Origin of the sequence: Paraburkholderia sp. J69-1 (genome assembly GCF_905220255.1) — a bacterium.
Classification (GTDB): domain Bacteria; phylum Pseudomonadota; class Gammaproteobacteria; order Burkholderiales; family Burkholderiaceae; genus Paraburkholderia.
Window position 1 is genome coordinate 403,172 of sequence record NZ_CAJMZG010000005.1, and the last position, 18,858, is coordinate 422,029.

Below are 18,858 nucleotides of genomic sequence, written 5' to 3' on the forward strand. Positions count from 1 at the left end.
AAAGCTGACGACGTGTGGCAGCCGCGCTGAAGTCATTCCTGTTTTCCTTGAATTTCCCCATTGTGTCTTTGCTTCGTTCCTCGTTGCGTGCTTGCGGCCGCTGGATTGATCGCTGGCAGAACTGGCTGGTTGCTGTGCTGCTTGTCGCGGGCGTGCTGCTGGGTTGCCGTTTGTGGCCGCATCCTTCGTTGCAGGGCTGGAAGCCCAGTTCCACCGCGGTCTACGACGATCGCGGCCGTTTGCTGCGCCTGACGCTGGCAAGCGATGACCGTTTTCGCCTGTGGGTGCCGCTCAAGGACATGTCGCCGCAACTGGTGGATGGTGTGCTGCTGCATGAGGACCGCTGGTTCCGCTGGCATCCCGGCTTCAATCTGTATGGTCTCGCGCGCGGGGCGTGGGTCACCTACGTGCGGCACGGCAACCGCCAGGGTGGCTCGACCGTCACCATGCAACTGGCGCGTTCGCTCTGGCAACTCAACACGCGCACGCCCTGGGGCAAACTCGGGCAGGTGGGACGTGCGATCCAGCTCGAACTGTTCTACTCGAAAGCGCAGATTCTCGAGGCCTATTTGAACGATGCGCCATATGGGCGCAATGTCGAAGGCGCGGGGGCCGCGAGCATCGCGTACTTCAACAAACCGGTAGGCGATTTGAGCTTGCCGGAGGCCTTGACGCTTGCGGTGATTCCGCAGGACCCCGCCCGTCGTCTGCCGAGCGTGCCGACGCAGGCGGCCGACGGCGGCGCGCAAGTGATCAACCGGCAACTCGCGACATCGCGCAATCGTCTTTACGCCCGCTGGCTGAAGGAGCATCCGCAGGACGCGGCGCTCAAGCCGCTGTTCGATCTGCCGCTGAATATGCGGCCGTTGTCGCGTTTGCCGTTCGAAGCGCCGCACGCGGTGGACCAGGTGCTGGCGTCTCGCCGCATGGACGGCGACGACCGCGAATCGCGTGTGCGGACTACGCTCGATATGGATCTGCAGCATATTCTCGAACGGCAGATCACACGTTACGTGGCGCGCAATAACGGCATCGGGATTCGCAATGCGTCGGCGATGCTGGTCGACATGCGCGATATGGGCATCAAGGCACTGGTCGGCTCGGCGGACTTCTTCAACCGCTCGATCCAGGGGCAGGTCAACGGCACGCAGGCGCGGCGCTCGCCGGGTTCGGCGCTCAAGCCGTTTATTTACGCATTGGGATTCGATCAGGGCGTGCTGCATCCGCAGACCGTGTTGCGCGATGTGCCGACTTCGTTCGGCCCGTACACGCCGGAGAATTTCGACGGCCATTTTCTCGGACCGATCACGGCCACCGACGCACTGAACCGCAGCCGCAACATTCCGGCCGTGTGGGTGGCCTCGCAATTGCATCAGCCCGATCTGTATCAGTTCCTGCAGCAGGCGGGAATTGGCCACATGGCGAGCGAGCAGCACTACGGGCTTGCACTGGTGCTCGGCGGCGGCGAAGTGACGATGCAGGAACTGGCCGGCCTTTACGCGATGCTGGCCAATCGCGGCGAACTGAAGCCCTTGCGACTGCGCGCCGGCGATCCTCAGGTGGCCGGCACGCGCATGCTCAGCGACGAGGCGAGCTTCATGGTCATGGACATGCTGCGCCAGCATTTGCGGCCTGACGAGACCACCGGGGCGCAACCGTCACATCTGCCTGTCTACTGGAAAACCGGCACGTCATGGGCGTTTCGCGACGCGTGGACTGCGGGCATCTTCGGCCCCTATGTGCTGGTGGTCTGGGTGGGTAATTTCGATAGCACCGGCAATCCGGCGTTCGTCGGCGTGGATGCCGCTGCGCCGCTGTTTTTCCAGATCGTCGATGGTCTGGAGGCGGAGCGGCCGCAACTGGCTGAACCGTTTCGCCCCAGGCCGGCCAATATCAAACGCGTGCAGATCTGTCTGGCGAGCGGCGATCTGCCCAACCAGTGGTGCCAGCAACGTGGCTGGACCTGGTTCATTCCGGGCAAATCGCCGATACGGGTGAGCAACGTGCATCGTCCGGTGGTGATCGACGATGCGACGGGGCTGCCTGCCTGTCCGCCTTATACGGGCAAGCATGTGCATAAGGAAGTGTTCGAATACTGGTCTTCCGATCTGCAGCAGGTGTTTGCGCAAGCGGGTATCCCGCGCCGCAAGCCGCCGCAAAATCCTCAGTGCCGCGATGCGGGCACACCCGATGGCGCGCCGCCGCAGATCACCTCACCGGTGCGCGGCAGTACGTATGCGATGCGCCTGAAACAGATCGGTCAGCAGCGCATCGCGTTTAGCGCCATCACCGACGCCGACGCGCACACGCTGTACTGGTTCGTCAACGACGCCTATGTGGGCCGCAGCGACCCCGGCGCAGCGCTGTACTGGCAGCCGCGCACGGCGGGCAGCTACACCGTGCGGGCAATCGACGATCATGGGCGTGTCGATCAACGCATGCTGGCAGTGAGTTTGCTGGAGTGAGGGCCGCTGGCTTCGAGGAGATAGTTCTGACATCTGACCTCGCCGCCGGGAAATCATGGCTCCCAGATTTCTTCAATGGGAATCAGTGTGTTCAGCATGATTGACTCTCCACTCGGCCATCGGCATAAAGCCACTCGAATGTGCCGTTATCGGCACGCAGCGCATTGACCGGCTCTCCCGCACTCCAGTGCGTCTGGATGATGTAGGCAGCCAGCCAGGGCGTGTCTACTTCAAGGCCGATCCATGCATAAACGGGCGCGTGCAGCAATTTCCCGTCGAGCGAGAGCACCCCGGCAACATGATCGCCAATCGCATACTGTGCTCCGCGAGCAGGCGCGCAAGCGAGCCACGCCGTCTGAGTGGACCAATGCATACCCACTACTACGGTGTAGTGGTTAGCCGCCACGACCTCACGTCGTTCGAGTAAATCGTAGATGCCCTGAAGCGCAGCATCTTTGTCGTGCTCGTGCGTGACGCTCACGTAACGGTTGCGCAGGACGTGAGGCATCTGCGCTTCATTCGAAAGCCAGTCGGTTGGCGCGATACCGGCATAGTCGAATGGCACGAGTACTTTGCCTGTTCCGTCGAATAAACCGCACCGCCCGGCGGCGTCCTGCGCGCCAATCAGGCTTTCTGCTGGATCGCGCAAGCAATCGGCCGTTGCGTGCATGCTCATCAAGGCAATAGCCGCATATCGCACTGGAATCACCGTTTCGCCGTGCGGACTCACAAGCCCGACATCATCGCCAAGGCCAACGAGAAATGCCTCCATTTCCGGCTGCCAATCTGCCGATGTCCATTGTGGCTCGACACGCCACTGGCCCTTTGCATCGATAAGCCCCCAACGTTCATCAAGGGCGGCCAGCGCGAGCTCGCCGGCAGTGAAATCATCGACATCGTCGAAACACGGATCGATCAGCCATGCGCCATTGATGTCGAGAAAGCCGAGTTTGTCATCGACTCGCGCGATCACACGCCCCTTTTCCGGCAAGTCAAGCCAATCAAAGCGAGGCTCGATCTGCCAGGTGCCGTCGCGGCGCAACAGCCCGTCTTTTCCGTCGAGCGTCACGCTGGCGAATCCATCATCGGAGAAGTCGGTTACGGCGTCTAGTTGTGGTTCCAGCGTGATACGAGGCGTGTTGTCGATGACGTCCAGCAGGCCAAAATACGTACCGTCGTGGACCCACGTTTGCATGTGCGGGCGAGAAGCCGCCGCAGAAAACTCCGTCCAGGTTGGGCAAATGATTTCGCGCGTCGTCACGTCGTCGTCGAAGCACACGCCCCATCGACCGCCCGATTCGAACAGCCAGAGATCGCCCGCAAGGAAATGACGCCGTTGCGGCGGAACATAGTCCTCCCACGCCATATGGCTTGGCGGAGATTCAACCTTGAAATAGGGATGCTCGATGCCACTGAGACCGAAGCAGCGCGCCCAGTCGAGCCATTTATTCGGCTCGCCGATTTCGAGCGCTTCAATTGCGTCTTGCGCGTTATCGCGATCAATCGAACGTGCGACTTGGTACCAGACGACATCGCAGGTTTTTGCGCATTGCTCGATAAAACCGCTGGGCGAATCTTCTTCCAGCCAGGAGAGTTCGTCGAGATTGGCCGAAAACCAGACGTCTCCTGTGTAGCGCCCGACGCATTCAGTCAGATAGCACACGAGCGAGCGCAATTGCGTGGCCAGAATGGGAATCTGTCTCAACGTACGGTTACGCGCCGCGAAGTGGGCGAAGTGATCCAGGCGCTGTAAGGCAGCACGCGCATCGCTTGCCAGATTCCTCGTGCCGCGATCGCCAAACACACGCTGAAAGGTGATTCCTTCGGCATGCTGGCCACTCGCGAGCAGCATCTTCCAGAGCGTGGGAAACAGATTGTTTGCGGCTGCAAGCTGATAGCCGTCGTCGACGTCGAGATTGTCGGTCAGGTAAAGCCAGGAGCGATTGCCCATTGCTGAGAGTCTCTACTGATTTGATACGATCCGGCTCTGCAAAAAATAAAAGCCACTATCGTAGACAGGTTGTCGTGCGAAAATTCAACGAGTCCGACAGTGTGAAATGACTTTCAATCGACAACAAGATGTTTTGTGCAACACGTCCTTTAGGATATGTAGCATGGGACAAAAATACGAACATCTGGGTGCTGAAGAGCGCGGTGTGATCTTCGCCATGAAGCTGGAGAATCGTAGCGCGCGAGAGATTGCCCGTGTTGCGACGCTCGCCGGGCACGATCAGCCGGCAACACGCGTCGCACTTGCACTGGCCTCTTAAGGCGCACCATGCAGTGGCTGCAAACGTGCGCGCGACCACTCGCACCTTGAGAATCTTGCGATAGCCGCGCCCGGTTAGCGCAACCGTCATTCCAGAGTAGAGATAACCACATCAGCGGAATCCGACAAAAATTTCATCGGCAAGTGCAAACCCCGATCCTCCGACCTTAGTCCCGGGCTGCATGGTCTAGATCATTGCAGCAGAGCTTTCAACGAGTGTCCGTCTCTTCACCCACCACGCTTAAGTCGCATCATAAATTTGCTGTACTCCGACGCAAGCAATATCTCCAAGACGGATGCAATTGGCATTATTACGGAATTAATTTCTTAATAATTTAAATTTTACATTTCTTTCGGAAGAAGGTTCACTCAAAGAAAATTTAAACACTCCTCTATTCCAAGCATTCCGTAAATAATTGAATATATAATGCGCCCGGCAGAAGCCAAGAATTTATGCCAATTAAGGTAAATCTGCATGGATTCCACCACGCTCTACAATGCGTTGAACCAGCGCAACGTTCAGTATAACCGCCTTATCAGGCTCGATTCGCCGCTTGGGACCGATTGGTTGCTGCCTCTTCATGTTAAGGGGATGGCTCGACTCGGTTGCGATTACGAATACGTTGTTGATGCGGCCTCAACGCGCGGCGACCAGATTGAATTGAATGCGCTGATCGGCAAAACGGTCACATTGTGGATCCAGCAGATGGACGGCTCATATATGCCGCTCCATGGATACGTGCATCAATTCAGTCGTCTTGGTGCAGACGGCCCACTCACCTACTATCAGATCCGGTTTTCCTCATGGTTGTACTTTCTGCGCCTGCGCCGGGATATGCGCGATTGGCAGGAACAAAACGGCCAGCAGATCCTGATGGACGTTTTCAACGAGCATCCGCAGGCGAAGGGGGCGTTCCGGTTTGATTTGCGTCGATAAATGCCGTCGTATTCGAATCGCGTGCAATGGGAATATGACCTGAATTTCGTCCATCGCAGCATGGAGGAAGTCGGCATATTCCCATATTTCGAGCACTCAGACGATGGCCGCTCTCACACTATGGTCGTGATGGACGACTCCTGGTGCCTGCCACAACTCAAGCAGCCTATGGTTCAATTTGGGCGAATGAGCATCGGCGACGAACTGGATGGTTTTACCCAGTGGAAGGAGCAGTTGCAGATCGAGAGCGCACAACTGACGTCGCGTTCGTTCGACTACAAGCGGCCTGATCTGCCGCGTGAAGTTCAGGGCGACACCGTTCCCCAGAATGGATTGCCGACCGACGGCGAAATCTACGAATATCCCGGCGCGTATGCCTGGTCGAACCAGAGCGGCGGGGAGCAACGCGGCCGCATCCGGCTCGAAGAGCGAATGTCGAGGATGAAGCGCTTTCACGGTGCAGGGGCGCTACGCTGCGCTATGCCCGGGCGGCGGTTTGAACTGCACGGACATCCGGTCCACGACGAAGGCAATCAATCGGACAGGGAGTTCGTGTTGATTGAGGTGAACTGGCTCATCCGCAACAACCTGCCTGGTATGGACGGTGTGCAGGATTTTCCTGAGGGTTTAACGACATCCATCGAAGAGGCAAAGGCAGGTGAAACGGTGCGCCATGCTGACGGAAGTAAAGGCCTCTTCCACGTGACCGTCGAAGCGGTGCCGCGCAACGTGCCGTTCCGCAGTCCATTCGAGCACAGGAAGCCGGTGATGCAGTTGCAGAATGCCATCGTCTCAGTGCCGGGTGGTGCGGAGGTCTACACGGATACGTTGAACCGTGCAAAGGTATGGTTCCCCTGGAACCGTCGCAATGGCCAGGACGAGCGCGCTTCGTGTTGGGTGCGCACGGCGTTTCCAGATGCCGGGTCCAACCGTGGAGGGGTGCAGCCGCTGCGCAAGGGCGACGAGGTTCTGGTGGGTTTCATGGACGGCGACTGCGACCGGCCGGTGATTATCTCCCGGTTGTATGGCGGAGCGACGCAGCCAGTGTGGCATTCGAACGGCCTGCTCTCCGGTTATCGTTCGCGCGAGTATGGCGGTATGGGCTACAACCAGCTCGTGATGGACGACTCGACGCAGCAGAACCGCGTTCAGTTGTATTCGAGCAGCTATCAGTCGCACCTGCATCTGGGTTACCTGATTCAACACACTGACAACACACGTGGCGAATTTCTTGGCAGCGGCTTCGACCTTAAATCGGAGTCGTACGGTGCGATTCGCGCGGGTCAGGGTTTGCTCGTGTCAACCCATCCTGCAAGTGTTACCCAGCCGCTCAGTGTCACTGCTGCAACTGAACAATTGGCGAGCGCTGAAAGCGTGATCGAACTGGCATCGCAAGCAAGCTCTGCCAGTCAGGCGGAAAGTTTGCAGGATGGCCAGGATGCGCTCAAGAAGTTCGCCGACGCGACCCTTCATAGTGTGAGCGGCAGCGGTTCTGGCAGCGGCGGAAACACAGGCGGTGGCGGGACCGGTAACGCGAACGGATTTTCGACTCCGATCATGCTGATTGCGAGTCCTGCCGGCGCAGGCCTGTCCACACAAGATTCGGCACACGTTACCGCATCCCAGCAGGTCAACATCGTCAGCGGCAAGAGCACGCATGTGGCATCGGGCAAGTCGCTCCTTGCTGGCGCGATGCAATCGATAAGCCTCTTTGCCCAAAATGCCGGGATCAAGTTGTTTGCTGCCAAGGGCAAGGTCTCAGTGCAGGCGCAGAACGACAGTATCGACTTAATCGCCCAGAATACGGTGAATATCTTGTCAGCCACGGAGTCCATCGAGGGCCTAGCGAAGCAGGAAATTCTGCTGACGGCAGGTGGTGCATATATTCGCATCAAGGACGGAAATATTGAAATTCATGCCCCAGGCGACATTGACATCAAAGGCGCGTCGCATTCGTTCAGCGGGCCTACAAGCCTGACGAAAACGTACAACATGGAAGGCAAAAAGGCAGACATGCGGATTCGCTACGTTGATGCCGACGGAAAGGTGCCGGGAGGCGAACCCATCAAGCTCACCAGTGAAGACGGCACGGTACATAGGCTCACCCTCGATAGCGAAGGTAAGGCGGAACTTCAAAATATAGATTTCGGCCAGTTCGTGTCCAACCAGGTCAAACGATTTGAGGAATAAAAATGGCTGGTAAGCCGCTCGCCCAACACACCGTCTGCATCGATTTGCCGGGGGATCCGGTTGATTGCTCGGCTAACACGGATGTCACGGTGCTGCTGAGGAAGCATCGGGATGTGCTATTTGATGTCAAACTTGGCAACAACGCGACCTACACCGTCACGTCTACGCACTCTGATCGACGGGTTGGACGCTTCTACGACCGTAAGCGCAAGATGAATGTCGTCAAGACGACTTTCACGGACGGTGAGCAATGCCACATCTGGGTGGGTAGAAACTTTGAAGGAAGCCTTGTACTTAAGCAAGGGGACAAGGAGTTGGGGCGATACCCGATTAGCAAAATGGACTGCACGAACGGATGCACGGAGGATCCGAAGGATAAGCCTGCGCCGTTGTTGATCGTCATGCACGATGACAAGGCATTTGCGCGTAGCCTGCAGAAGCTCAGTGACATTCATACTGTTTCGCAGAGTGCATCAGCACCGATAGCGCAAGAGTCTCAAACTGCAGCAGCACCAGTCACGTTATCAGACGCGAAAGCGACATCACCCGTATCGCGTAACGTCTTGCCAACAGTACATGCGATTAAGATAAAACAGACTCAAGGACCAACCGTTCCCTCCGAATTGCGAACTTATTTTTCAGAGGGCGGCGAAAGCTTCGATTGGGATCCGTTGCATACGATTTCGAGAAATTTCCTATTTGCGCAAATTGGCGCTGCCGGGGGATACTTCTTTGATGCGTTCGGCAAGGACGCTCCCCTACAAGGGTTCTGGAATCGAAAATTCATCATTCGAAAAATGTCTACTGGGGAGTTCGTCATGTTTTTCCGGACAACCAGCAAGGAAAAAGACATTCTAGGATTTCTGCTGACGGCTTATCGTGGACGGCCGAATGACGTAAGAATAATGACTTTAGCTGGTGGAGTAGGATCACTATCGTCGGCTACACGTGCTGCATGGACGGCGGCCAACGCCTCGATCAATGTAAAAACGATGACTGGCAAGGCAATGGGGCTCGCCATTATCATGGACACTATGTCCTGGTGGCATGATTATGAAACGGTAAAACCGGACGGCAGCAAAGGTAAGGATTTTGCCGATTTGCTCGCGACGATTGGTGTCGATACGGCTCAAATGTGGATCGCCACATATGCCACCACGACGATCATAGCAGCAATCATTGCTTCTACAGCGGTGCTAGCTACTGGCGCCGCAACGACACCGGTCTGGGTAATAGCTCTGGGCTCTCTCGCGATTATCTGGTTTGTAAATACCATCGTCGCGGCGCCGTTCAACCAAAAGGACAAGGATGATAAAACAATCGGTGATCACCTTGCTGCCGACATTCGCTCAGTAGGTACGTATCTGGAAAAGACTTTGGCTAGTGACTATCCGGAAACCTATTCACAGTCCACATGGCACATTGACCCTTTGGACGCGACGCCATGAAGCTAGTGAACGAGACAATTTCCTCCGTGCAGCGTAACCGAGCCACAAAAACGCGCATCGATGCACACCCACTCGCGGCCAATCTCGGCGCATTCATCGGCCTGCTTCCGTTGGTAGGTTACTGGATCTCCTTTAAAGCCTTTAAATCATCAACGCTCCCATGGAAAATCGCGCTAGCCTCGGAATTCATTTGCCCAACTATCATTTACGTGCAATACATCCTGAATCGGCGGGCTCGGCGGTTGTTCTGTGAAGGCATTGCTGCAATTGCGGGGCTGGTGCCGACATGGCTGGCGATCGGTTCGTATTGGCTGTTCTACCTGGGCTTCGCGCCGATGCCATTTGCGCCTCGGGTCATTGCTCTTTCCATATGCCTCGCCATCACTCTCATAGTGATCATCGTTGTACTACAGAATTATCGACGCGCCACCACTCGACTGAATCTTGTACAACGGATGGATATCATGGAACCAGACACGATTGTGTACCCGGATACGTTAGATGCAGGAATCCCGATGTTCGAACGCTCGTTGAGCCGCTTGCCGACACCGCCGCTTTGGCTCTTCTCAACAGTTGGTTCAATCGGCACGGCATATGCAATGGTGTCAGGACGCGTGTTCGAGACTTCCGGTGGGCCGCATATCTTGTTTATTATGCTGTCTGTTGTTAGCTTTCCGGTTTCATGTGCTTATATCGGCCATTTCTTCGTAAGGCTAGGATATTTTCACATCTATCTACCGTTGAAGTTAGAGCGTGATACCGGGAAGAAAGTCATTCTCGGACCATGGACATAGTATGTCGTATGAATGTGAGCGGCGGCTCTCGCCGATTCGCGTTTCTCTTTGATAATCCGCGACGAACTATAAGAAAGCCCCCTTCAAGAGGGGGCGAAGCGCGTTAAGCGGAGTTGCGGTCCCTATGACCACGTACTCATTCTCAGGTCACGACTGTTTCCCCGCGGCATCGGCGTCGAGTCATCCGGTACAGTCGGCCCCGAAGGCGCAAGCGAAATGACGCGAGCAGTCGTTGCGAATTGCTCCACGAGATTCTTTCTGCGTAGTACGGTGACACACCAGTATTGCCCCGCGTGACGCGGTCGGCGAAATTCGTGCCGCGGTCGTACTCGACTTCGGTCAGGTAGTTGCCGAATGGCTCGATCACATGCGTCACGCTATGCGCGTAGTAGAGAGACTGGATATAGCCGGCCGGGTTTTTCGGCGTCGCGCCGAAGCGAATTTTCACGTAGCTGCCGGCGCGAATACGCTCATAGCCAGCCAAGCGCAGCGTCCCGCTTTCGAAGATCTTGTTGTCCTGGTTGAGCGCAATCAGCAGGTTGCGGCGATCGTCAATCCAACTCAGGAAAGACCCCTGGTTCTGCCAGCGCTCGTTACCGGCGGTCGTCTCGTTGATGCTGCCCATCTGCGTCGCCACTTCCATCTTGCGCCGCCCATACAGCGCGGGATTGACGTTCTGATAGTTCTGAATGTAGTAAGGCACCGTGCCCTGCTGGGTCTCGTACGCAGCGTACATGCGCGTGAGATCATCGTAGTTCATGCTGAACCGCGGCGCGTCCACCCTCTGCGTTCGATTCGCAAACCGACGAGATGGGCGAGTGACGCTTCATGGCCGACCCACGTGGCAGCTGACTCATTCAAGCAATTTCGACACCTCAGTTGTCATGCCGAGATGCCGCTAGCAGTTTGCCTCAGCTCTGTAGAGATTGGCTAAGTCTCTACGCTAACCGCAAGCCAATTGATGGATTTCGCATAAATTGGCGGCGGGCTTTACTACTGACTTGCTTCCCCGTAATCCTTAAGCCTGGCTCTTGCCCGAACCTCGCGGTCGCCGGAGCAATCCGAGTCGCTACGACGAGGATTTCCTCTGTGGTTAGAGACCGCCATGCGTGTTTCGCGGATTCACATTAGCCTGTTCTTGTGCACTATCTTCAACGATTTTCAACGGCACCTGTCCCACGCCCATGGCGCGTTCAACCAGTAGATTGTCGCCATGCTCTGCGAGGAGCGCTTGAAGTTTGCCGAAGTCTCCACACCAGATAGTCTCGACATCTTTGTCTCGCGTCGAATCCCGATTTGCAGTCAGCGCAACTGCGCGGACCTGTAGCCGGCTAGCCTGCGCCTGTCCGCCAACTTCGACTCCGTAGCCCGGTAGTGAGGGCTTCTTGACGACAACGCGCCCCTCGTTGGCCCAAGCGGTTGACATGCCTTCGTGGACTTCATAGCCTAGTCGCGACAGGCCCAGAAGAATGGCCGCCCGGCGAGCCTGGGCGCCTTCACGTTGTTGCTCTGCGACGATTGCATTCTTGCAGTCTCCGAGAAGCGCTGAGACTGCTTCGATAGACTCGAGGTCGTCACTGCGCCGGACCCTCGCGAGGATCGCCTTCGCTTCATCGCTATCGTGCGTGCGGAGTTCCGCAGCCAGTTCTTGAATTTCCTCGAGCGCAGCGAGGCGTTTGCGCGAGCGCGAGACCGCATCGGACAGGTCCAGAATCAAGCTATCCAATAGGAGATTGCGTCGGCCCTCGACGGATTCCGATTCGATGACGCCTAGGCGCGACGTGAATGCTGTCGTTTCCTCGGCCGTAAGGAATACGTGAGCTTCCGCGATCTGCCTGTCGACCCTAGCCAATTGAGGCGGGACGACCGTCTGCGCGGCTTTCCAGCTCTCAACGCTTTGCACCTTTTGGTCGCCCTGCAAGCAGCTTGCGAGTTGCCGCTGTGCTTCACTGACTTCACGAGGTCCTTCAGTGGGGATCAGCGCAAATGCGCGTGCGAGGAGGGCGTCTGTATTGGCAAACTCTCCGCCGCTTGCGATTTGCTCCAACTGCGACTCCAACTCCGCTGGTACGTCCACATTTTTTGACTTCAGCGAGTGAAGAAGCGTGTTTGCACTGTCCCGACCTTGCCGTCGACGCTTCTGCGCCTGCTCAGCCTTTTCGACCGCGAGCATTCGCCGACGCTCAAGGTCGGTGTGAAGGAACGTGATTTCCTCCGGTACACGCTTTTGCAGGTCTAGAAATGCTTCGGTGGCAATGAGTGCCGCGAGCGCTTGCCGACGCGCGTGCGTCGCATCGATTTCAGATTGAGCAAGTTCTCCAACGCGCTTGCCAGCTGTGGTCCACGCCGAAATTGCCTGATCAAGACGCTGCAGATGGCCTTCGCATATCGCGAGAATTTCCTCGCGAGTCACGATTCGCACGACTTTGGGGCCGCTCATGCTGTGACCTCCATGGCCAGTGCAGACGCCACTGCCGCCTTGAGGCGGGCTCGTTCACCTTCCGGGTCGTGATACCAGGATTGCGACGATACGCGATGAAGTGTGGGAATCGCGCGGCTCAGAACCGATGGGCGCCAGATTTCTCGTGCCCGGGCATGGCGCAGCAGCGGGTGGCGCGGCGCATCGCATTCGATGCCGATGGCGTATAGCCCGGTCTCCGGATTCGCAATGGCGAAGTCCAGTCCGAAGGCGTCACCTTCCTGAGCAGGTACAGGGGAGAGGCCAAGGCTGCGGAGAAACGCCAGTACATCACCTGCGAACCCGTCGGGTGCGCCATTCTGCTGGATTTTGGTGTGCGCCCGTTCGCTCGTCATGCGCCCGAGCAATGCACGCCCGGTCTGCAGTTCGCCATTCGACATGGCGCGTGCATATTCCATATAACCTTGAAGGTAGTCGCGCGGAATAGCTGGCTTACGTTGGGTGTTCAGCATGTCGGAGATGTCGCGAATCGGCATGGATGTCACGAGGACCACCTTCTTGCGTGCCCGGGTGACGGCCACGTTCAGACGGCGCTCGCCGCCTTTTTGGCCGAGTACGCCAAAGGCGCGACGGAATGCGCCTTGTCCGTTTCGACCGAATGTTGTCGAGAAGACAATGACATCGCGCTCATCACCCTGAACGTTCTCAACGTTCTTGACGAAGACGGACATGTCCTCGCCGCTGTCCACACGGTCGCTTTCTTCGCGGTATGCGGTGCGGAATGCCTCGTCGTTCTCGGCTCGCAGCTCAAGACGCTCCTCGATGAGGTCGGCCTGCTTGCGGTTGAACGTCACGACGCCGATAGACGGGCGCTCTGCATATGGCAATTGCCAGACTTCGGCAAGGTAATCGACGACACGGTCCGCTTCATCTGAGTTCGTTTGCTGCTCGTAGAGGCCATTGACCTGAATGAGCTCAATCGGCTTGACCTCGCGAACGGTCGCATCCGGGTGACGAACTGGCACGCTGAGATTGTTCTCATAGAACGCGGAATTCGAGTAGCCGATGAGCTCACGATAGGCGGAGCGATAGTGGATTTGCAGCGTCGAGGCCGGCAACGCCGTCCGCGCCAGTTGCAGAAGGTCAGGGCAGTCCTTGATTTCGCGGCGATTCCACGTGTCTTCGAAAAGCTCGCGCTCTTCTTCCGTAGCGTCTTCGTCGGGCTGATCGCCCTCGTAGACCTCCGCCTCATCGCTGTCCGTTCTCCCCGAGAAGAACGCCGTGGGAGGCATCTGCTTTTCGTCGCCGCTGACGACGGACAGGGTGCCCCGGAACAGCGTCGGGATTGCGTATTCGACGGGCATCTGCGACGCCTCGTCGTAGACGACCGAGTCGAACAGATTGGACTTCAGCGGCAGGACACGGCTCGCAACATCGGGATTCATCAGCCACACCGGGCGCAAAGCCATGAGACCGAGACCGGCGCCCATCTCAATGAATTCCCGCAAACGCCGTGAGCGCCGGCCAGTCAGGCGCGTCACGTCGTCCCAGTCTCTCTGCGCGCCGAGCCGGCTACGTTCAATGCCGTTGCGAAGGACTTCGCGATTGAGCCGGCGCATTTCTTCGTCGGCGGCTGCGAGCGCAGCAATCTTCGCCGAGGTTTCCGTCTGGTCAAGCAACAGTTCCGGCGTTTCCTGCTCCATTCGCCGCTTCCAGCCCAGGCGCGCTTCGCGGTTGATCATCCGACGGACTTCCCAGTCGAGATCCTCAGGCGGAACACCGGCGAGCGTCGTCTCGTGAGTCCGCATCACGGCAAAGACATCGAGTGCTTCAGGCGTTACGTGCTTCGAGCGTGTCCTGAATTGTTGGTAGGCGGCGAGCGTCGGCAGCGCATCGTGGATGCGATTGAGCGGGGCCTGGTAGCTGATGTTCTCCGCGATGGCGCGCCGGCAAGCATCGGCGAGTTCGCCAGAAATCCACTCGTCAAGTAGCTGGAGTGCTTGCAGACTGTGCTGGCGCGCATGGTGGCGCACGAACGCCGTTTCAAAACCGTCGAGCAACTGCTCCACCGGTGCGCGGTCGCCAGTGAGCACCGCCGAATCGAACTCGTCGCCGCGCGGGGCAATGGCGAGGTGTTGCGCAAGCTCCCGAACTTCTTCCAGCTGGCGAAGGCGCGTCAAACATTCATCGGCCAGAGCGGGGCCGCACGTCGGATCGACCGCGTCCAGGTGCAGGGCGCGGCTGATGGCATCCAGCGCCAGGCGTTTCGGTCGCCAGTTGAGTTCAAGGCGGGCCGCAGCTAGTAGCTTGACCAGTGTTTCGTCTGTGGCCGGAGCGCCGCAACCAGCCGCGAACTTCATCAGCTTGCCGCGACGGATATAGGTGGCGGGGTTCAGGCGACTGAAAAAGGTCGGTGCTTTCGTGGCCAGTGTGGCGCGCGATTCGATTTCACGCAGTTCAGCTTCCGGTGCACGAGCGAGGGCCGGAGAAAGCTGGCTATCGAAGGCCGTCCCGTCAACCGCCAGAAGCGCGCGATGCAGCTCTTTGAGGCCGGCGTAATGACGATGACCATCCGCGTTGGCATCGTCTGCCGGACGGAAAAGTGGCAGCCATTTGGCCAGGCGTTTGCGTTGTGTCTCGTCGAGGGCGACGAGGCGACTGGCATTCGCATCGAGCCACGCGCGATACGGCGCGGGGTCATCGACGTCAAAGCGGGCCGGATGCGCTGCCAGCGTTTCGATGCGCAGGCGCTCCGCTTCACAGAACGCAGCGAAGATAGCGGTGAATTCGTCGATTGTCGCGCGATCGGTCGCGAACGACTGCAACTGGGCCAGCGCGCTGCCCTCGAATTTCGCGGGGAGCCAGTAGCGGGCGAGTGGCGCGCATTGCTCTTCGAGCGTGGTAAGCGCGGAGATATCGAGTGCTGAGAGCTTTGTGCGCAACTGAGGCACGCTGACTGGCCGCTCGCCCGCCTCCAGCTTGATCAGTTCGCCAAGAAGAATGCGATAGCTCAGCCCTGTCGACTCATCGACCCGGTGGATAGCCTCGTGCTGGCGATCCAGTTCTCCCTCCAGCGTCTCGATCCGAGCCGCCATACGCTCGCGTTGACGCACCCAGCCGTTGTCGAAATTCGAGCCCCGGAAAATTGCGTCGAGTTGCTCGCGCACCGCGCGGATCGTCGGTTCGCGATCCTTGTTGACGTCGTTGACCATGACGATCCGGTCGCCAAGGCCTTCGGCGACAAGACGCTTATGCACGACCTCCAGCGCCGCATGCTTCTGGCAGACGATCAGCAGGCTTTTTCCACGTCCGATCGCATCGGAGACCATGTTGACAATGGTCTGTGATTTGCCGGTTCCGGGCGGCCCTTCAACCAGCAGACCTGGGCCCTGCCGCGCCTGCAAAACAGCGGATTCTTGCGATGGGTCGCTTGCAACGGTCAGGAAGCGCTCGAGTTCCGTGTCTGCCGCTTCGGATTGCTCGTAGGTCGATTTGTCTTTCAGACGAAGCATCGACTCAAGTGCGGTCCCCGATGGCGACAGCACTTTCAACTGGCGCAAATCTTCACCAATGGCCTGTCCGATGAACGTGACGTGGAAAAGCACGCCCGAGCAGGCGAGACGCATCTCGCCCACAGGCACTTCCACACTGGGCGTAGGCAGAGCGCTGACCTGGCGACGCTCCGCGTTGGCGAGCATGCCGAACGCGTCCATAACATCAGTAGCCTTGAGCGCGGAGCGGCCCAGTACATCATCGGCTACCGCACGCCAGGCTTTGATTGCATCGCGCCCCAGCAGTCCTTCAAGGGCGGGGTTCAGGCGGACTTCTTCCCGCTCTCCATCGAAGGCGAGTGCCACCTGACCGCGCGTGCCCAGCTCCAGCAGCAGTTTGACAGGCCACAGCAACACCGGCGCAATGCGCGGTCGCGTGTTGCTCCGCGTGTCCTTGTAGACGAGAAACGGGAAGCCGAGATAGAGGCCGTCGATACCCGTGTCTCGTTTGTAGAGGGAGGTCTGACGGTAAAGCGCGTTGAGCCGGCCTTCGAGCGTGACATTGGCGCCGAAGATTGCCGGGTCGATGGACACTGCCTGCACGTTGCGCTGTACCAGGTGCTCTATGAGCGCCGTGCTCGAATGGCGTTCGCCATGCAGCTCATGGACGTCAACGCGACCGGTCGTCTTGCCGATCGTCATGCGCACTAGCGGGCCGCGCATGACCGCGGTTGCCACCTTCTTCTCGAAGAAGTCGAGAATCTGGGAAACATACTGCTGCTTCTGGGGCTCAAGCCATTGCTCCGCCGGCACCGACAGCAGGACGATGGCTTCGTGCAGCGCCAGTCGTCGCTCCAGCCGGAACTGCTCAGCCCATTCGTCGATGGTCTGATTGCCGGTGCGCGAGAAACCCTCGATACGCTCGTCAATTTTGCGGAAAAGCTCGACGCGCGACAGGGCCAACTCGGCTCGGGCTGCTTCGCGGTCGAAGGCAAGAATCTGTTCACTCTGCGCGAGATTCGACGCCTGGTCGAGAATCGCTTCGACAGAACGGAATTGACTGATCGCGGCGCTCAGAAGAACGATGAGGTCTTCTTCGCTGATAACACGCCGTTCCGCCAGCGAAAGCAGTCCCGGGTGAGTCGAGTCCGGGAAGAGCAGGCGCTTTTCCTCCCACTGTGCCGACAGACGTGCACGGGACGTCGACAGCATGCTGACACGGGCTGTGTCTTCGTCGAGTTCGATACTGTGATTGTGGGCACGTTGCCGGACTTCCTCGGCACGTGCACGCAGACGGGAGAGCCACGTTTCCGTCTCCAGCCGGTCAAGGAAGGTCGGTACCGAACCGGTAATCAGATCGTAGCCTTCGAGCGGGTTCTGCAACAACCAACCCGGCGTGACGATTTCGCCCCGGATGATCAGCGGCATCTCGGGATTGAGCAGCTTCAGCGCAATCATGAGGCGGCATTCTTCGTCCGCCTCTTCGAGTCGCGCGGCCTGCCGGAGCCCGGCGAGCGTTTTGGCACTGACGCCTGCCTCTTCGGCCCAGGTGACGAGTGCGCCACGGCTTAGATGCTCACGTGCTTCTTCCCAATTCTCCCGTTCGGCGGCGGCAAGCGCGAAGACAGTCGGCTTATGGTATTGCTTCGTGCCGAGGGCAATGCTCGCACCTTCAGGCGTGTCGGATTCCGACGTCGCCGCTGAAGGGGCATCAACCTGTTCTCCGTTGAGCCATGCTTTGACCTGCGCCCATTGCCAGCGCTGGTGACGATCGCGTGCCAACAGGCCACGTAACAGCAGATGCAGTGATGGGTCGAGGTCGTCCGGCAGGCTGACGCCGTTGGACAGGACATGAATCAGGAACGCGTGAGGGTTGATGCCTTCAAAGCAGCGACCTTCAGTCAACTGCTCGAGCAGAATCATCCCGAGACTCCACCAGTCGGAGGCGGCTGCAACGCCTCCAGCAATGGCTTCGGGAGCCATGTATCGCGTGGTCTCGAGCGGCGAGACGATATCGAGGTCGAACTCGGAAAGACGGGCGGAGCCGAAGCCGCTGATTACAAGGTCGAGCGGGTCACGGCTGCGAACGAGCAGGGTGCCGGGCCGCAGGTCGCGATGGCGCAGGCCGGCCTCCGAGAACGAATGCAGAGCTTGCCCCAGTTCGTCGACCACATGGCGAATCGTCGCCAGGTCGCGCACGGCGATGCCCACGTCCGCAAGTGTTCCGCCACTGAGCTCTTCGGCGACTTCGTACGCGCGTCCATCCCAGCGGCCCGTCGCGATGATTTCCGGCACGTGCTCGCGGGGCAGGCGTTTGACCACGTCGTAGACAGACGGGTCCGGCTCCGCGCCCTGACGGTAGAGCGTCAAGACAGCCTGGCGGTTGGTATCGCAATGCTGGGCGATGTAGCGCTCGCGAACGCCGTCCGTACTCGAAATCTGGCGCATCAAACGCCAGCCTTCGATCTGCGTCTCAGCGGCTGGCGGTGTCGGTTCCACGATATGCGGGGTCGAAGTGCCTTCCGATACCTCAGCCTGACCGCCCGTCGTCTGGGCTGCCGGATCTGCGCCGCACTCCAGGCACATCAGATCCCCGTCGCTCATCGGGTGGCCGTTTGTGCATTGGACCTGACTATGTGGCGGCTGCGCGTGCCCGGCTGCCGCTTCGTTCATGCTGATAGCCGACTCGGCGGTCAAAACTTCCTGCGGTCTCGAGCCGCTTTGGCGAAAGGGCTCGCTGGACAAGTCCCAGTCGCACTTGGCATCGGCGAAGGTGCCTTCGCAATAGAGTTCCTGAGGGGGGCGCTCGGTCTTGCACTTCGGGCAAAAACGCATCATTGCTGAC

8 protein-coding genes and 1 pseudogene are annotated in these 18,858 nt (G+C 58.6%); 5 read left to right on the forward strand and 4 right to left on the reverse strand.

The genetic code is table 11. The features are described from left to right. Window positions 1–62 precede the first annotated feature (62 nt). Entirely contained in the window at window positions 63–2,465 is a 2,403-nt protein-coding gene (gene pbpC / locus U5A67_RS12015; protein ID WP_321814182.1) for a penicillin-binding protein 1C, read from the forward strand. 91 nt (window positions 2,466–2,556) lie between these two features. Here the strand turns inward: pbpC and U5A67_RS12020 are convergent, their stop codons facing one another. Beyond that, window positions 2,557–4,416, reverse strand: coding sequence for a WG repeat-containing protein (locus U5A67_RS12020; protein WP_321814183.1), 1,860 nt, complete (start codon window positions 4,414–4,416; stop codon window positions 2,557–2,559). 163 nt (window positions 4,417–4,579) lie between these two features. On the opposite strand from U5A67_RS12020, the gene U5A67_RS12025 reads away from it, so the two are divergent. From U5A67_RS12025 to U5A67_RS12040, 4 genes and pseudogenes are all read left to right on the forward strand, one after another. Continuing rightward, window positions 4,580–4,735: a hypothetical protein gene (locus U5A67_RS12025; RefSeq protein WP_321814184.1), complete on the forward strand. Its 156-nt coding sequence runs from the start codon at window positions 4,580–4,582 to the stop codon at window positions 4,733–4,735. A 474-nt stretch (window positions 4,736–5,209) separates the two neighbouring features. Beyond that, window positions 5,210–7,861: pseudogene (locus U5A67_RS12030) on the forward strand (type VI secretion system Vgr family protein). A 2-nt stretch (window positions 7,862–7,863) separates the two neighbouring features. Then, window positions 7,864–9,309: a hypothetical protein gene (locus U5A67_RS12035; RefSeq protein WP_321814185.1), complete on the forward strand. Its 1,446-nt coding sequence runs from the start codon at window positions 7,864–7,866 to the stop codon at window positions 9,307–9,309. Beyond that, window positions 9,306–10,103 (forward strand): hypothetical protein, encoded by a 798-nt coding sequence (locus tag U5A67_RS12040; RefSeq protein WP_321814186.1) that lies wholly within the window; start codon window positions 9,306–9,308, stop codon window positions 10,101–10,103. Before U5A67_RS12035 ends, U5A67_RS12040 begins: the two co-directional genes overlap by 4 nt. A gap of 142 nt (window positions 10,104–10,245) precedes the next feature. Here the strand turns inward: U5A67_RS12040 and U5A67_RS12045 are convergent, their stop codons facing one another. The 3 genes from U5A67_RS12045 to U5A67_RS12055 all read right to left on the reverse strand — a co-directional run bounded on the left by U5A67_RS12045 (window position 10,246) and on the right by U5A67_RS12055 (window position 18,851). Beyond that, complete coding sequence (locus U5A67_RS12045) at window positions 10,246–10,884, reverse strand: hypothetical protein (protein ID WP_321959697.1); 639 nt, start codon at window positions 10,882–10,884, stop codon at window positions 10,246–10,248. Window positions 10,885–11,196: 312 nt separating this feature from the next. Then, window positions 11,197–12,543 (reverse strand): hypothetical protein, encoded by a 1,347-nt coding sequence (locus U5A67_RS12050; protein ID WP_321814188.1) that lies wholly within the window; start codon window positions 12,541–12,543, stop codon window positions 11,197–11,199. Next, window positions 12,540–18,851 (reverse strand): AAA domain-containing protein, encoded by a 6,312-nt coding sequence (locus U5A67_RS12055; protein WP_321814189.1) that lies wholly within the window; start codon window positions 18,849–18,851, stop codon window positions 12,540–12,542. Before U5A67_RS12055 ends, U5A67_RS12050 begins: the two co-directional genes overlap by 4 nt. Window positions 18,852–18,858 lie beyond the last annotated feature (7 nt).

Excerpts from the sequence above, each read along its gene's own strand:
- U5A67_RS12050 (WP_321814188.1), bottom strand. The coding sequence starts at position 12,543 with ATGAGCGGCCCCAAAGTCGTGCGAATCGTGACTCGCGAGGAAATTCTC.
- U5A67_RS12035 (WP_321814185.1), top strand. The coding sequence starts at position 7,864 with ATGGCTGGTAAGCCGCTCGCCCAACACACCGTCTGCATCGATTTGCCG.
- U5A67_RS12040 (WP_321814186.1), top strand. The coding sequence starts at position 9,306 with ATGAAGCTAGTGAACGAGACAATTTCCTCCGTGCAGCGTAACCGAGCC.
- U5A67_RS12055 (WP_321814189.1), bottom strand. The coding sequence starts at position 18,851 with ATGATGCGTTTTTGCCCGAAGTGCAAGACCGAGCGCCCCCCTCAGGAA.
- U5A67_RS12020 (WP_321814183.1), bottom strand. The coding sequence starts at position 4,416 with ATGGGCAATCGCTCCTGGCTTTACCTGACCGACAATCTCGACGTCGAC.
- U5A67_RS12025 (WP_321814184.1), top strand. The coding sequence starts at position 4,580 with ATGGGACAAAAATACGAACATCTGGGTGCTGAAGAGCGCGGTGTGATC.